The organism is Ancylomarina sp. 16SWW S1-10-2 (assembly GCF_009669305.1).
Classification (GTDB): domain Bacteria; phylum Bacteroidota; class Bacteroidia; order Bacteroidales; family Marinifilaceae; genus Ancylomarina.
Window position 1 is genome coordinate 472,038 of sequence record NZ_SADB01000001.1, and the last position, 15,733, is coordinate 487,770.

General features: G+C 33.0%; 12 protein-coding genes and 1 tRNA gene. 7 read left to right on the forward strand and 6 right to left on the reverse strand.

Annotated elements, in window-relative coordinates:
• Positions 1-8: 8 nt before the first annotated feature.
• The gene (locus EMN46_RS02040) at positions 9-1,919 is read left to right on the forward strand and encodes an LTA synthase family protein (RefSeq protein WP_154198998.1); all 1,911 of its coding nucleotides are present in this window, start codon (positions 9-11) and stop codon (positions 1,917-1,919) included.
• Between the two features lie 420 nt (positions 1,920-2,339).
• Positions 2,340-3,032, forward strand: coding sequence for a hypothetical protein (locus tag EMN46_RS02045; protein ID WP_154198999.1), 693 nt, complete (start codon positions 2,340-2,342; stop codon positions 3,030-3,032).
• Positions 3,033-3,522: 490 nt separating this feature from the next.
• Here EMN46_RS02045 and EMN46_RS02050 read toward each other — a convergent pair whose 3' ends face one another.
• The gene (locus EMN46_RS02050; RefSeq protein ID WP_154199000.1) at positions 3,523-4,521 is read right to left on the reverse strand and encodes a hypothetical protein; all 999 of its coding nucleotides are present in this window, start codon (positions 4,519-4,521) and stop codon (positions 3,523-3,525) included.
• A 368-nt stretch (positions 4,522-4,889) separates the two neighbouring features.
• Here EMN46_RS02050 and EMN46_RS02055 point away from each other — a divergent pair, with 368 nt between their 5' ends.
• The 4 genes from EMN46_RS02055 to EMN46_RS02070 all read left to right on the forward strand — a co-directional run bounded on the left by EMN46_RS02055 (position 4,890) and on the right by EMN46_RS02070 (position 9,473).
• Positions 4,890-8,030 carry a DEAD/DEAH box helicase gene (locus EMN46_RS02055; RefSeq protein WP_154199001.1) on the forward strand — a complete coding sequence of 1,047 codons (3,141 nt, stop codon included), beginning with the start codon at positions 4,890-4,892 and terminating at the stop codon, positions 8,028-8,030.
• Positions 8,031-8,090: 60 nt separating this feature from the next.
• A complete protein-coding gene (locus EMN46_RS02060) occupies positions 8,091-8,405 on the forward strand; it encodes a hypothetical protein (RefSeq protein WP_154199002.1) in 315 nt (104 codons plus the stop codon).
• A complete protein-coding gene (locus EMN46_RS02065) occupies positions 8,386-8,655 on the forward strand; it encodes a hypothetical protein (protein ID WP_154199003.1) in 270 nt (89 codons plus the stop codon). Before EMN46_RS02060 ends, EMN46_RS02065 begins: the two co-directional genes overlap by 20 nt.
• Positions 8,656-8,864: 209 nt before the next feature.
• Positions 8,865-9,473, forward strand: coding sequence for a transposase (locus tag EMN46_RS02070; RefSeq protein WP_368667482.1), 609 nt, complete (start codon positions 8,865-8,867; stop codon positions 9,471-9,473).
• 168 nt (positions 9,474-9,641) lie between these two features.
• On the opposite strand, the gene corA is transcribed toward EMN46_RS02070, so the two are convergent.
• The 3 genes from corA to EMN46_RS02085 form a co-directional block, all read right to left on the reverse strand.
• Entirely contained in the window at positions 9,642-10,697 is a 1,056-nt protein-coding gene (corA, locus tag EMN46_RS02075) for a magnesium/cobalt transporter CorA (protein WP_154199005.1), read from the reverse strand.
• A complete protein-coding gene (locus EMN46_RS02080; protein WP_154199006.1) occupies positions 10,675-11,538 on the reverse strand; it encodes a mechanosensitive ion channel family protein in 864 nt (287 codons plus the stop codon). The genes corA and EMN46_RS02080 overlap by 23 nt, the downstream gene beginning before the upstream one ends.
• Before the next feature lie 248 nt (positions 11,539-11,786).
• Positions 11,787-11,858, reverse strand: a tRNA-Arg gene (locus tag EMN46_RS02085).
• Between the two features lie 215 nt (positions 11,859-12,073).
• On the opposite strand from EMN46_RS02085, the gene EMN46_RS02090 reads away from it, so the two are divergent.
• Positions 12,074-12,532, forward strand: a complete 459-nt coding sequence (locus EMN46_RS02090) for a hypothetical protein (protein WP_154199007.1) — start codon at positions 12,074-12,076, stop codon at positions 12,530-12,532.
• Positions 12,533-12,874: 342 nt separating this feature from the next.
• On the opposite strand, the gene EMN46_RS02095 is transcribed toward EMN46_RS02090, so the two are convergent.
• Together EMN46_RS02095 and EMN46_RS02100 are read right to left on the reverse strand one after the other, a co-directional pair.
• Positions 12,875-14,494, reverse strand: a complete 1,620-nt coding sequence (locus EMN46_RS02095) for an MFS transporter (RefSeq protein WP_154199008.1) — start codon at positions 14,492-14,494, stop codon at positions 12,875-12,877.
• A gap of 85 nt (positions 14,495-14,579) precedes the next feature.
• Entirely contained in the window at positions 14,580-15,338 is a 759-nt protein-coding gene (locus tag EMN46_RS02100; protein ID WP_195715159.1) for a phosphatase PAP2 family protein, read from the reverse strand.
• Positions 15,339-15,733 lie beyond the last annotated feature (395 nt).

Sequence of the window (15,733 nt, forward strand, 5' to 3'; positions counted from 1 at the left end):
TAAGAAACATGAAATTCTCAAAAATTCTCAAGAGTCGATATGGAGGGCTTCTTCTATTCAGTTTAATCTTCTTGAGCTTATCTTTTCTTATTCGAAGTATCCTACTCATAAAAGATTTTGACAAGGTCGATTTAAACTTTTTTACATTCATTAAAATCTATGCTTTTGGCTTATTTTACGATTTGGTAGCCATATCGTATTTTATTATTCCATTTGTATTCTACCTTTTAGTTATTCCCGATCGATTATTTAATACAAAAATACACCGCTGGATCTCCTATTTCTTTTTCATTATTACCATTGGAATTCTCGTTTTCTCAGGCATTGGAGAATGGTTCTTTTGGGAAGAATTTAGTGTTCGCTACAATTTTATTGCGGTAGATTATCTTGTTTACACCCACGAAGTCATTTCAAATATTCAGCAATCATACCCCATGTCGATTATTATTTTTGGCATGCTTTTACTTTCTGCAAGTCTATTTGCGCTTGTAAAAAAGAGGTTTGACATCGTCATCAATTCTAAATCTCGTTTTACATCTCGCCTAACTACAAGTCTTATTTTGTGGCTTATTCCATTGCTTGCCTTTTATTCTATAGATAAGAGTTCCGCAGAGATTCGCGAAAACTCCTATTCAAACGAACTGGCACATGATGGAATTTATCAGATATTCTCTGCTTTCAGAAACAACGAATTAGATTACAAATCCTTTTATCAATCTATTGACGATAAGGAGGCTTTTACCAACTTACGCAGCTTGCTTAAAACACCCAATAGTGAGTTTTTAAGCGATGACGTATTCGATGTAACACGACAAATTACCTATCCTGGAGACGACAAATCCTATAATGTCATGTTAATCACAGTTGAGAGTTTAAGTGCTTCTTTCTTCACCAAATTTGGTAATACAAAACATGATATCACACCAAATATGGACACCATAATAAACCAATCCTTACTATTCACCAACTTTTACGCAACCGGAACACGAACCGTTCGTGGAATGGAAGCTTTAACACTTTCGTTACCACCTACACCTGGCTACTCTATCGTAAAACGTCCAAATAACGAAGGTTTATTTACGCTAGGTAGTGTTTTGAAATCGAAAGGCTACCAAAGCAATTTTATTTATGCAGGTAATGGCTATTTCGATAATATGAATTATTTCTTTGAGAATAGCGGTTACAATATAGTAGACAGAAAAGCTTTTCTTGACAAAGAAATTACATTCGAAAATGCGTGGGGAGTTTGTGACGAAGATTTGTTTGCCAAGGCTACTCAAGTTGCTGATAGTGCCTATAAAGTAGGGAAACCTTTTCATAATTTTATTATGACAACATCTAATCACCGTCCGTACACTTATCCTGATGGGAAAATTGATATTCCTTCACATTCGGGTAGAAAAGGCGCTGTAAAATACACCGATTATGCCATTGCGAAATTTCTTCGTGATGCTAAAAAGCATGCTTGGTTTAAGAATACAATTTTTGTAATTGTTGCCGATCATTGTGCATCAAGTGCTGGAAAAACATCACTACCTGTTAAAAAATATCATATTCCATTAATTATATATGCACCAGAAATAATCCAACCTGAAGAGAATACAAGCTTGGCATCTCAAATTGATTTTGCACCAACCATTCTAGGGCTACTGAATATGGATTACAAATCTAAATTTTTCGGGAAAGATATCCTTCTCGATAAACCTAATCGTGCCTTATTAGGTACCTATCAAAAGATTGGACTGTTACGAAACAATCAATTAACCGTTCAGCTCCCAACCAAACGAACTGAGGCTTTTCAAGTTATTGATCTGGATCAAAATACGAAGAAACTTGATCAACATGAATTAAAAGACGCTATTACCTATTACCAAACAGCTAGTTATCTTTTTCACCATAAACTTTATAATTATAAATAAGTGACATAAAGACGTGATAAATCACGTCTTTATTAATATATACGCAACGTGAAAACATGATGTAAAATACGCACTGAATCGCGTCTCTACCCATAAAAACCAAATTCCCCAATCAACATGAATGATTGGGGAATTTGAATTTACATCCTCTGTCATTTATTTTTTCTCCTAAAATAATTATCCTTTCATAATTTCCGTTAAGCCTTCTGTAAACCTTTCCCTCAAATTACTATCTACTTTCCTTACCAAAATCACAAAAAAGAACCTCCATTATATTTATTTCCCCCTTTGTATAGAATTCCGTAAATTTAGGTATCAATTTACTTGCAAGAACACGTCTATAAACTTGCCTAGCTGACAATCATATTACAGCTGAAATTTAGGTATCTTTGCTAGGTTTTCAAAACCAAATTTAAACTCATGAAAAAATATTTTAGTTTATTCGCTTTAATTATCTTCTTTAGCCTAAATGCTTTAAGTCAAGATTGCACCCTATTTATTCCGGGTGATGTAGGTACAGAATTGCATTATGAAATAAGAAATGCAAAAGGAAAATTACAATCTGTCTATTCTCAGAAAGTCATATCTATAAAAGAAAATGCTGGTGAAACAGTGTTTGAATTACTACAAACACATAAGGATCCTAAAAAGCCAGAAAAAATCATACTGCAAGACACAATCGGATTCCGTTGCAAGGGAAATGAATTTTACATTGATATGGAAAAATACCTAGACCAAAAACAATTGAAAGGATTCAAAAACATGGAAATAAAAATGACCACAAATGATCTCATGTACCCTTCCAAACTTTCTCCAGGTATGAATCTAAAAGATGGTTCAATCAGTATAGAACTTGCCAGTGACTTAATGAGTATGACGACAAACATTGTAAACCGTAAAGTTGAAGCCCTTGAAAATATTACAACGCCTGCAGGTAGTTTCGATTGCTACAAAATATCGGAAGATGTAAAAAGCAAAATAGGTTTCCTTAAAGTAAACATTAGCAATGTAACTTGGATTATACAAGATATTGGTACCATTCGCAGTGAATCATACAATAAAAAAGGTAAACTTGATACCGTTACAGAATTGGTGAAAATTGTTAGAAATTAAAGTTGATACCAAAAATATAGAAACACAACACATTATGTATCTACAAAAAATAAAGACGTGATAAATCACGTCTTTTTTAAGATATCTACAACAAATAGCGTCCTAAACGTTTTTAATAATATCACATATTAATTGATATAGACCAAATTAAAATAATAAGTTTGTTTTTTGAGCGACTTAAGAGATGGCATCTTTTTTTAATGTATTTTGTTTAACGAAGACTTTAGAAAGACCGAGAAGTTGAGAACTTGTTCGAAAATCACTCGGCCGCACTTAAGTCTGAGGCAAATAAGAAAAATATTAAAAAAGAAGCCTTGAATTTCTTTGCTTCGTTTCTTGTTTCAAGACAAGAAATGATGTCGGGTTTGGGCGGAAAGCCCAATTGCTAAAATCATTAGAGACAAAATTATTTTTCAACGTATAAATATAATTTATAGATTCGACATAAAAACGCAATGCATGAGTTTCCACAAAACAAATTACCTCAATATCAATTCATATGAACTTTAAGCTTGTCTTTAGCTTTTTTCATAAGCAACTGCAACTTAGCCCATGCTCTTTGTCTTAAGCTAGGTAGAGGCTCAAGTATAAAGTCAGCCAAAATACTTGCAAATTCGGGAGCTTGCAGGTAACCAAAAGATTTGTGGGGATTTTTCACTCCATTCATTTGGTAGGTATTGTTCACCAAAATATCGATGGGATGAATGCCTGTTTCATTACTAAGAAAATCGTCGGCCAACTTGTAATGTAGCGCAACATGATCGGTTATATCAGCCAAATTATACCAATGACCCCTAATGCCTGGAGGGCTCATTAAAGCAGGCTGTCCATTTAAACGCACCTTTTGCTCGGCAGCAATTTTACCAATCACAATAGGCAAACCCAATGGCGACCCCATAGTAATTAGGCTATGAATAGGTATTTCGGGTATCATAAAATTTAAAACATCATAACTCACAATACTACCCATAGAATGAGCAAGTATCATAATCTGATGATTCTTGTATTTTTTAATCACCTGCACCAACCTCTCCCTAATCTGATCGCGAACATGAGAAGGCATCTCGCCTTCCTGCTGCACATCGGCCTTATAGTAGGCATCCAAATCGGGAAAATGTTTTTTAAGAATACTATCGGTAATAAAACTGTAATTGAGTGTTTTATCTTCGTTAAGAAAAATGTTGCTCAACTTTTCGCTGATAAAACCATTCACTTTATGACGAACGCTTTGCTCTTCAATCACCTTATTTTGTGGAGATTTTTGAAACTGCTCTCTCAAAAAATAAGGGCTGTCCTCATCCTCAGACCATAGATCTAGAGGCTGATCGTAAAGAATATCGGCCCAATAAACCATTTCGAACTTGGGTAGAGTTTTGGGGCAATTGGCCTGAGCCATTCCTTCAATCATGGCTTCTTTCCACCACTTTGCCAAAAGCGATTTTGGAGCTTTATTGCCCAAACCATGAATCCCAATTATAAGCTGCTGCATCTGTTTTTTTATTGCTTTTTATAGAGTCCGACAAAGCTATAATAAATTAACCATTCGCCTAAATTGAGATGTAGGAATTAAGAGCCTTAAATAAATTATAAGTTTATGCAGTATCATAATGACGTGATGCCGGAAAACTGCAACATGATAGAAAAACATCTCAACAAGCATAAAACACAAAACCCTATCCCACAAAGATCTATACAACTCGCTACATAATTCTAGAAAACAAACTCAAAACGTGACTCATAGTCCGTTGACATATAAGTCACATTTGGATAGATTTACTTCTTATGGATTTATTATGTATAAAAAGAAAAAACTACCTTTAAAAACTCAACTTTTATGAATAATTAAATATTCTCTGCATGATAAAAGATGGTTTATACGAGGCATTGATTAACCAGCTACTAAAAAGTAAATTGGATAATTTAGAAAAAAATCAATATCATATTAACAAGGTGAAAATAGATAAGGCTGAAGCATCCCAAATCTTAACAAATTACACCGTAAATATTATCCAGCAAGGCTTAAGCCAAATTTCAGGGGACAATTCAATAGAGAGACAAATAGATGTTTGTAATAATATCATACTTTTATTAAGGGATCAGCTTAATGATGAGGATTTTGAGGATGATTTAATTGATACAGAAGGGCGAATATTATCAGCTGTTTTTACAAAACTAGATGCGAGATTCTCAGATATAAAAAGACACTTAAAAGAGATAACTCCACAAAGTGGCTTGTCCCAAAGTGAACTATTTACTGGCAGTAATGCTGGCATTTCAATGGAAAGCGAAATCAAAAAAGAAATTCTATCATCTGATCGAATCCATTTTCTAGTGTCTTTTATAAAATGGACAGGTATTCGAATATTCGAGAAAGAATTAAGGAAATTTACAAGCAGAGGTGGTCAGCTAAGAATAATTACAACCTCATATATGGGTGCAACTGATGCAAAGGCTGTTGAATTTTTGGCGTCATTACCCAATACAAAAATAAAGGTGTCTTATAATACTAGTAATGAAAGATTACATGCTAAAGCTTATTTATTCTTAAGGGAAACGGGCTTTCATACAGGATATATAGGTTCATCAAATATTTCTCGTTCTGCCCTAACCAATGGCCTTGAGTGGAATATTAAATTAACAACTAAAGAAGTTAGCCATCTAATTGAAAAATTCAGGAAAACATTCGATACCTATTGGCAAAATAGTGAATTTGAAAATTATGATCCTAATAAAGACCTAACAAAACTAAAGAAAGCTCTTAAGGCTGAACATCATTTAGGTAAAAACCCTTTCACTACTTTTTTTGATATAAATCCATATAACTTTCAAAAAGAAATACTCGAAAAACTAGACGCTGAACGTAGAGTTCACAACAGATTTAGAAATTTAATTGTTGCTGCTACAGGAACAGGCAAAACTATAATTTCGGCATTTGATTTCAAAAAATACAAACAAAACAATCCTACAGCGAAGTTATTATTTATAGCTCATAGAAAGGAAATATTAGAACAAGCTCAAGCGACTTTTCAAGCCGTATTACGAGATGCAAATTTTGGCGAATTATGGGGCAATGGGAACGAACCTGAAAAATATGATTGCGTTTTTGCATCAATTCAAACATTAAAAAATAAGATCGATACTTTATCCTTATCAGAATCATTCTATGATTTTATAATTGTGGATGAAGTCCATCATATTAAGGCTTCGAGTTATCGCCCTGTTCTAGATAAGTTTAAACCCGAAATTCTACTTGGACTTACAGCAACACCAGAAAGAATGGATGGTGCTGATATTTTATCCGATTTCTGTAATGTGATAGCAGCAGAGATACGATTACCACAAGCCTTGAATAAAGGTTTACTATGCCCATTTCAATATTTTGGAGTTACAGATAATGTTGACTTATCAAGACTGACATGGAAAAATGGAAAATACATACCAAGTGAACTAACAAAGATTTACACAAAAAATGATGATAGAGTAAGACATATACTCAACAATATTGAGAAACATATTGCAGAACCTCATGAAGTAAGAGCATTATGTTTTTGTGTTACGCAAGAGCACGCAAAATACATGGCTAAAAAATTCACATTAGCCAATTATAAAGCCGATTATCTAACTAGTTTAAATAACAGTGGTCGTGATCAAATTAAAGATAAATTCCTCAATAAAGAAATCAACTATTTATTCGTAGTAGATATTTTTAACGAGGGAGTTGACATACCCGAGATTGATACCGTATTATTTTTAAGACCCACTGAAAGCTTAACTGTATTCCTACAACAATTAGGTCGAGGTTTACGATTATCAGATAATAAAGATTGTTTAACAGTACTCGACTTTGTTGGTAATTCTAGACCTGAATATGATTTTGAAGGAAAGTTTAGAGCTCTCATCGGTAAAACCAACACGTCAACCCAAAATGAAATAGAAAATGAATTTCCTCATCTCCCATTAGGTTGTTCAATTATCTTGGAGAAAAAAGCTAAAGACTTTATTCTAGACAATATTAAACGTGCCATAAATCTAAATAAGAATCAATTAATTCAACGTATTAGAGATTTCAAGCACAACACTAATTTAGAATTAACAATCAAAAATTTCATAGAATTCTATCATATCCCAATTCATCAAATTTATAAGAAACGAAGTTGGAAAAGACTTTGTGCAAACGCAGGTGTTATTCCTGATTTTGAATCGAAAAATGAATTAGAAATATCTAGAGCAATACAATTAAAATGGCTTAGTTGTCGCTCTGCTTCTTATTTCACTTTTATATTATATTGCATAAAGAATAAGTTTCAACTGAAATACGAACAACTTTCAGATGAAGAAAAACACATGTGCCTGATGTTACATTACGATGTTTGGCAAGAGGCTGGAGGCTTCGCCGATATTACCGAAAGCATTAAAGCAATCGGACAGAACACTGTTCTAGTAGATGAAATGAAAGAATTAATAAAATTACTTTTAGATAGAATTGACTTTATAGAACAAGAAATTGATCTTGGTTATCCAATGCCATTACAAGTTCATGGTAGATATATTCGGGATCAAATATTATCCGCATTTAGCTTCTATTCTTTTGATAAAAAACCAAGTTCAAGAGAAGGTGTTCAATATTTGAAAGATAAAAACACAGAATTACTTTTCATTACGCTTAATAAATCGGAGAAAGACTATTCACCAACGACACTTTATAATGATTTTGCATTAAGTGATCATATATTTCATTGGCAATCTCAAAATTCATCCCGTCCCGATAAAGGAAAAGGTGAAAGCTATATCAAACATCGTGAATTAAAGAAAAAGATACTTCTATTCGTACGAGAAGCCAATGAAGATCAATATAAAAACACCATGGGATTTGTCTTCTTAGGAGAAGGGAATATCATGGATTATGAAGGTGAAAAACCTATGAATATTAAATGGGAATTGAAAGAATCAATGCCACCATATATTTGGAAAGAATCTGCTAAAATGGCAATTGGATAATGTGACTTATAGTCCGTGGATTACCGATAAATAACTGAGTAAATTTGCATAAAAAACAACATGCCAAATATTAAGTTTGAATATCTTTTTCGCGATGAAAATAATTATAAAGAATACGGTGAAGTTATTTTTTCTAATACATCTAAGATTTCATTAAAGTTTATCAAGGGATGCATTACAGAAAATCTTATTGAAGATCTTTGGTTTTATCCTAATTTATGGGGAATTCCTAAATTTAGTTTTCATAACACACCATCTTTTGGATATAACGATTCAATCTGGTATGAATTTACTGATGTATCAGAAACAAGCATGCAAATAACAATATCTACAGAGATTGAAGAATTCACTACCAATGCAAAACATAAATATTAATCCTAATATTATAAATCAAGTTGAGGTGAAATATTTAAGACCATCAAGAACAATAGAAGAACTTGAATTATCTAATAATGGTAATAAAGAGACATGTTTTGTTTACAACTATGAAGGAAATCTATTTTATTATTTCGATAATAAAAAATCACTTTCTGAATTTTTGAAACAAAATGATTATTCTAAAATTCCATTTGAAAACGAGACTGATTTAGATCACTTTCTTCTTACAAAAACAATAGGTATTTAGTTCATCACTCATCGAAATACAACAAATTCCCTCCCCGAGTTATTCTTGAGGAGGAATTTTAATTTTCAGCCAAATAGTGAGCTCACTTCCTATTTAAGCCTTTACAAAAGATCGTACGACAAACAGTAATAACTCATAACATCTGCGCAATGCTATTTTTATAATACGAGTGAATTCTGTAATTTAATGGTAGTTAAATCGCAGAAGATATGAGAAATCGCAAACATATACGCCTCCGCAATTTTGATTACAGCTCGCAAGGATGGTATTTTATTACCATTTGCACAAAAAATAGGAAACATAGCTTTGGAGAAATTGAAGCAGGGCAAATGCATCTATCAGCAATAGGAGAACAAGCTAAATTTTATTGGGAAGAGATACCCAACCATTTCCCTCATATAGAATTAGGCGAATTTATAATTATGCCTAATCATATTCATGGCATCATAGGAATCGTAGGCGAGCCGCAAATCAAAGAACGGACACGACATGTCGTGTCCCAACGAGGAGAAGACCAACGAGGAGAAGACCAACGAGGAGAAATCAATTTGGAAAGATCAAAATATCATACGGACACGACATGTCGTGTCCCAACAAAAAAAAATCAATTTGGGAAAACCATAGCTGGATCTCTATCGGCAATATTAGGCCAATTTAAATCGACATTAACCCGATGGAGCAGAAAGAACGGACATGAAAATTTCGCTTGGCAAGGACGATTTCACGATCGTATCATCCGAGACGATCGCGCTTTTCAAAACATATCCAATTACATTAAAAACAATCCCGGAAATTGGGATAAAGATAAATTCAAATAGCCTTCTTAGGGTACGGACACGACATGTCGTGTCCCAACGGGGAAAATCAACAAAAAGAAAAACTCAATATCGCACGGACACAACATGTCGTGTCCCAAAAGAGAAAATCAACAAAAAGAAAAACTCAATATCGCACGGATACGAAATGTCGTGTCCCAACAGGTAAAATCAAAACCATTTCTTCTTTCTAAAATAAACTAACATCATCATAAATACCAATAAGATGACAAGCCAAACACCTAAATAACCCCATTCCCAATTTAATTCGGGCATATTCGAAAAATTCATGCCATATATACCAGCAATAAAAGTAAGGGGAATAAAAATTGTAGCAACAATGGTTAAAGTTTTCATCACCTGATTCATACGATGACCTTGCACCGAAAAAAACAAGTTACTACTACTCTCCAACCTAAGATCAATCTGTTCACAATCATCAATTAATGATAAACAAAGATCTCTAAGTTCATAGAAGTACTTAATATCCTTTTCCTGAATAAAACCAAACTGCTCTCGTTCTATTTTTGTTACAAAATCCTTTATGGGAACTATCGTTTTTTTTATCTGATAAATTTGGCGTTTATAAAACTCAATTGTTTTTAATGATATAGGCGAAGGATCTGTATCCATATCAAAAAAACCTAATTTTTCAATTTTTACTTCAATATCGTATACTGTTTTAAAATAATTATCTAAAATCGCTTCAAGTAATAAGAATAAGAGATAATCAGAACCACTTTTACGTGTTATTCCTACATTATTTCTAAGCCTCTCTCTAATATGCTCAAAATAATCTGCTTTTTTTTCTTGAAATGATATTAAAAAATTATGTCCTAATATAAAACTAAACTGTTCCTGTTCTAATTGAGAATCTTCTGAAGGGATAATCGATTTTAAAGTGAAAAACCAATTATTTTCATAATTCTGAAATTTAGGTCTCTGATTAATATCAAGTATATCCTGAATAGCCAAGTCGTCAACACCAATTTTAGCACAGATATTTTTAATTTTTTCAGTATCGTGTAATCCATGAATATTAAGCCAATATTGAGAATCATCTAAAAGAAAACCATCGAAATTCTTTTGAGAAAAATTTATATTCTCAAAACACGCATTCTCATTATATTTGAATAACTGAACACCAAGCTTTTCAGCATACCTAACCCCAGTAAAAATAGGCATCGATGGGTTCAATCTCTTTCTATTTAGAATTTTCTTCGCCATTTGTCATGTCTTTTTTATAAACAATTGTTCTATATGGGAATGGAATTTCTATGCCTTCTTTATCAAATCTTTCCTTAACTGATTTTAAAAGGTCACATTGAATACTAAAAGCATTGCTGTTTCCTGCTGTCCAAACATAGGCTTTTATGTCTACCGAAAAATCGGATAATGCAATCACACGAACAATAACGCAAGGTTCATTGTTCGCAATCTCCTCTTTTGTTCGGTTATCGATTAGCATAGGATGCTTTTGTACTTCGTCGCGAATAATATCAATCGCTTTGTCAATATTGGAATCGTAACTAATCGAAAATACAATATGCTTTCTTATTTTCTCGTCGTGAATATTACTGTTGATAATCGTTTCTTCACTAATAACACTATTGGGAATAATGATTCGTCTATTCTCAAAATCTTTAATCATGGTATGCCTTAAAGTAATCTCCTCAACAACACCTTTTTGACCATCTTTAAATTCTATAATATCGGATATTTTAAAGGGCTTAAAAATCAGAATAAATATGCCACTAATTATATTTGCAAATGCTTTTTGAGATGCAAAACCAACAATCACCGTAAGTATACCAGCACCAGCAAAAAGGGCTGTTCCTAGTGACTTTAAATAAGGTATCTTAATAAAGATAAAAATGATGGCTATGGTATAAATTATAAAGCCTACTGAATTTTTTATAAATGAGAAATTAGTCGGATCGGTTTTCAACCTCTTCGCATATTTGGTAATAAACACATTAAGTATTTTCCTTAAAATCATTGACAGTAAAAAAGCAATGACTATTGTTATGACGACCAATAAAATATAATGAAACGTTTCTTTATTCATGGCTAGAGTTGCTGTTTAAATCGTTTTGTGTTACCATTTTCTTCATACCCCTCAATACTAAACATCTGTAAATACAAGTAAGACTATATGTTAGCAAGTCATTTTGCTTTATATTTTCTTAGTCTAAAATACACAAGATTTGAGTAAAACAATCAATTTTAAACAAGATTATTACAACAGGGAAAGAGTTAAACTGTAGTAGCTAAAAACAAAAATCCTCGCAAGTATTTACTCACGAGGATTATAAGTGACCCCAGCAGGACTCGAACCTGCATCTAGTGTTTAGGAAACGCTTGTTCTATCCCTTGAACTATGGGGCCTATGCTCGACAAAAGTATTTAAATATGCTTAATTAGCAAAACAAAAATCTTTCAGAAAGAATAAATATTAGAATAAAACATTCATAAAACATATTTAAACCTAAATTAAGCCGTCATAACACACTCATTATACTAAACATATTTTGTATGTTTGACCGAATAAAAAAACAATAAAAAAGAAACATAATCACTCAACAACACAAAACACAATTAATATGAAACGTCTGAAGAATATCATAATCATACTTTTTGTTTTCACTAGCTTATCTAGTCACGCACAAAACACAAAAATAATCGTTCTTAAACAATTTTTAACGGACATTGTTAAACTTGATGGTAAAGTGCTAGATGAAGAACAACCCATTGTTAGTATCTGCGAGATTGCGAAATCGAGAGCGGATAAAACGATAGATATAAATTACGAAACAATTGGTAGTGCTTTACTCGAAGCTAAAAATTACAAACACTGTTTGATTACTGTTGACGCACACACTCTTGTTAAAGTGGTAAGCTTTAAAGATAGTAGCTTGAGTGGTACTTGGCATGTAGCGACACCACTTTGTAAAGGTTACGTCCAAAAAGCTGGTGTTCTATATGATAAAAAAGATTACCTCAAAAATTTAATTGGTAAACCCGATTCTCAGATTCGAACCATGTACTTATTCAAGGAGTAAAAAATATAATTGCAAGCCCTAATCTAAACCTAGATTAGGGCTTTTTTCATTTCATTCAATCTATTCTAGATATATACTCCCGTTATTCATTATAGAACAAATAGTCATAAGCTAACTTATTCAGTTCTTTAAAAAAAGTAAACTAGCCCGAAGAATTCACTACCAAGAGAAGTTGTATATCCAAACCCACATCGATTATTGGCCCTTATCTTTTTCGATTACAAGATCTGTGTCACGCCCAAGAGCATAAAATTTCTAATAATTATTCCTTATTCACATAGAAAAAAAAATGAGCCTTAATTCTCTGATTAAGGCTCATTGGAATATGATATGAAGTTTTAATTATTTCGCATTATCCCCTTTAATTAAAAAACGATCGTAAATAAAAAGTGAAATCACAGATATTAACCCAATTGCAAAAATCACATACCAAATTTGTGAGGGATTGTATTTATCCCACAAATGGCGAGTTAATTCCATAGACGTCATATTCATTTTATGAGCAACGGTATCAAAATAAGCATTGTTCGAAAGTCCTGTAGGAATAGATAAATCAAGACTAGAAGCCTCTGCCTTCACAAGTAGAACTTTATCCGATATTCTTTCGTAAACATCGCCAGAAATAAATCCAGCCAATACATTTCCAATAAAAACGGGAATAAATGAATACCCCATATAAATAGCTTTCTTATCGGCTGGTGCAATACGACCTATATACTCCGTAATTTTTGGCGAGCCAGCCATTTCTCCAATAGCGAATATAAACATCGCTCCAATAGTAAACATTACGTTCTGAGTCACTAAAGTTAGTGTCATACCAATGGCACATACAAAGAAACCAACCATCATCGAAGAAAGTGGCTTCATTTTCATAACAAGAGATGAAACTATAATCTGGAAAACAATAATGAATAAGGCATCTAGATTAGTGATAAATTCAGCGTCTATTTGCCCAGTAGCTGTACCATAATTATTACTGAAAAATGGCATATACTCACTAAAAAAATTAAATATACTTGAAGTATCAACCCACTGTGTAATAAACACTGGCAATGTGAAGAAGAGTTGTAAGTACATTGTCCAAAATCCTGATACAATAACCAAGAAAGTTATAAACTTAGTATCCTTAAAGATGCTTGTTGTATTATTAAAAATTGATTTATTAGACTCTCCAATAGACAGCGTATTTACGAAACTCGCCCAACGAAAGGCAATTTGCTTACCATAAGGGAAAAATAATCGAACAATAAACAGAGGACGTTCTATTATCCAAATCACTAGAAAAACTCCAAATAAGGACATAAATATTAAGGTCGATACAATTAAAGTTTGAATCAATTGTACAAAACTATTACTTGATGCTTCCTTTTTTTCTTCAGCTGTTTTAGGCTCGTCGAAGAAAAATAGAAGAATAAAATTCACCAACATAATGGCTGCTGATATATAAAAAATCAACTGAGAACCTTTAAATAATAAAGTGACTAAAGGACCAAAGAAGGCTCCAATATTTACCATCATATAAAAAATACCGAAACCAATAGATGCATTTTCATCAGTTGTCGTTTTTGCAACCGTTGCAGACACAATAGGCTTAAATAACGCTGCACCTAGGGCCAAGTATAAATAGGCTATAAAAACCCCTGTATATGTATCTAGTTGAGGTAAAAGTATGAAAGCAGATATATAAATGATAAACGATAGGAATAAGACACGACGATAACCATACTTATCGGCAATAGACCCAGTAATAACAGGCAAAAAATAAAGAATACCTGTACCAATACCCATAATCATACCTTTCTCCGATTGGGTAAACTCAAGTCCACCAGCATCAGATGATCCAGTAAGGTAAGTTGCAAATAGCATGAAGAAACCATACCAAGCCCAACGCTCAAATAACTCAATTGTATTTGCTACCCAAAAAGTTTTGGGGAAACTTTTTAAAACTGTTGCTACACTCATATTAATTTGTTTTGTGAAATTTCATTGAAATTTAGGATTGGAAAAGTACAAATAAGTTCTTAGCTAAAAAATGACATTCTACATTTTAAAACTTAATAACTATACCATTTCCATCGAATAGCACTTTCTGATTCTTCCTTTTATGAAAATAAAGACCTGCAAAATAACCAATACCACCACCTAAAATCACATCAGAAAACCAATGCCTATTGCGATACATCCTAGCTAAACTCACACTAGCAGGAATCACATAAATCCATTTAGAATATTCTTGTGCAAATGGCGTAAACACAGACCATGCAACAAAAGCATGCCCTGAAGGAAAAGATTTCAAGCCGTTTTCTGTCCCGTTAAAAGCGTCGAAATGCATAGAGCCTCTATTCATATCAGGACGAGAACGACCTGCAATAAATTTGGCACTCTCAGTTAAAACAGCTCCACAAATTAATGCTTTTGCAGAATTCATTGCCGTTGTTGCTAATCTTTCATCATTTATCGCAGTAGCAATAGCCCAAGTTGCTAATGTGGCTGGTGCCATATATTTTTTTTCTCCAAACTCATTACTGATATCAGTAAAATTGTCCATAAAACCAGTCTGATTATGCGTCATGCCATCTTTTACGACCTCATCAAGCAAAAATGCAGAACCTAATATGCCACCAAAAATCAAAAGGTTTTTCTTAGAGAAGACTTCCTTGCCCAGACCTGGATTTAAACGATTAGAATTCTGTTTATCCATTAACTTGCCTTGCCCACCATTTACAAATTGGGCTTGCGTTTGACTGGTAAGCAAAATGAGGAGTAAAACTACAAGGCTCCAATTCTTTTTTTTCGGGAAATACATCGACATCAATTTTTTGAACCTAACAAAAGTAAAAGAATATCTGAATCAATTAAAATTCATAGGAAGTAAGTTTTATTATGCATCTATTTTAGAAACTCTAAATGCAGATCTAAGTACTTTTAGTTTTGTAGCGAAGGATCATCCTCTATGAAGACTTCGCTGCTTTGCTGAAGCAGTTAACATCTGAATTAAAGATACAAAAAAAGCCGATCGTAAAGATCGGCTTCTTGGGTGGTGCCACCTGGTTCCGAAAGCTTTCCCTTAGGTTTGCATAGCCAAGGTTACTGTTACTGATTTTGTATTTTAGTAGTGGTTAACCAGTCTGTAGAAGTAAACTAGCGATAGCTTAAGGCGTATAACCTATGTCCCGAATTAGACTTCTACCGACATGGCTT

Coding starts and splice junctions, on each gene's coding strand:
- EMN46_RS02055 (WP_154199001.1), top strand. CDS start 4,890: ATGATAAAAGATGGTTTATACGAGGCATTGATTAACCAGCTACTAAAA.
- EMN46_RS02080 (WP_154199006.1), bottom strand. CDS start 11,538: ATGAATAAAGAAACGTTTCATTATATTTTATTGGTCGTCATAACAATA.
- EMN46_RS02065 (WP_154199003.1), top strand. CDS start 8,386: ATGCAAAACATAAATATTAATCCTAATATTATAAATCAAGTTGAGGTG.
- corA (WP_154199005.1), bottom strand. CDS start 10,697: ATGGCGAAGAAAATTCTAAATAGAAAGAGATTGAACCCATCGATGCCT.
- EMN46_RS02095 (WP_154199008.1), bottom strand. CDS start 14,494: ATGAGTGTAGCAACAGTTTTAAAAAGTTTCCCCAAAACTTTTTGGGTA.
- EMN46_RS02070 (WP_368667482.1), top strand. CDS start 8,865: ATGAGAAATCGCAAACATATACGCCTCCGCAATTTTGATTACAGCTCG.
- EMN46_RS02050 (WP_154199000.1), bottom strand. CDS start 4,521: ATGCAGCAGCTTATAATTGGGATTCATGGTTTGGGCAATAAAGCTCCA.
- EMN46_RS02060 (WP_154199002.1), top strand. CDS start 8,091: ATGCCAAATATTAAGTTTGAATATCTTTTTCGCGATGAAAATAATTAT.
- EMN46_RS02090 (WP_154199007.1), top strand. CDS start 12,074: ATGAAACGTCTGAAGAATATCATAATCATACTTTTTGTTTTCACTAGC.
- EMN46_RS02100 (WP_195715159.1), bottom strand. CDS start 15,338: ATGTATTTCCCGAAAAAAAAGAATTGGAGCCTTGTAGTTTTACTCCTC.
- EMN46_RS02040 (WP_154198998.1), top strand. CDS start 9: ATGAAATTCTCAAAAATTCTCAAGAGTCGATATGGAGGGCTTCTTCTA.
- EMN46_RS02045 (WP_154198999.1), top strand. CDS start 2,340: ATGAAAAAATATTTTAGTTTATTCGCTTTAATTATCTTCTTTAGCCTA.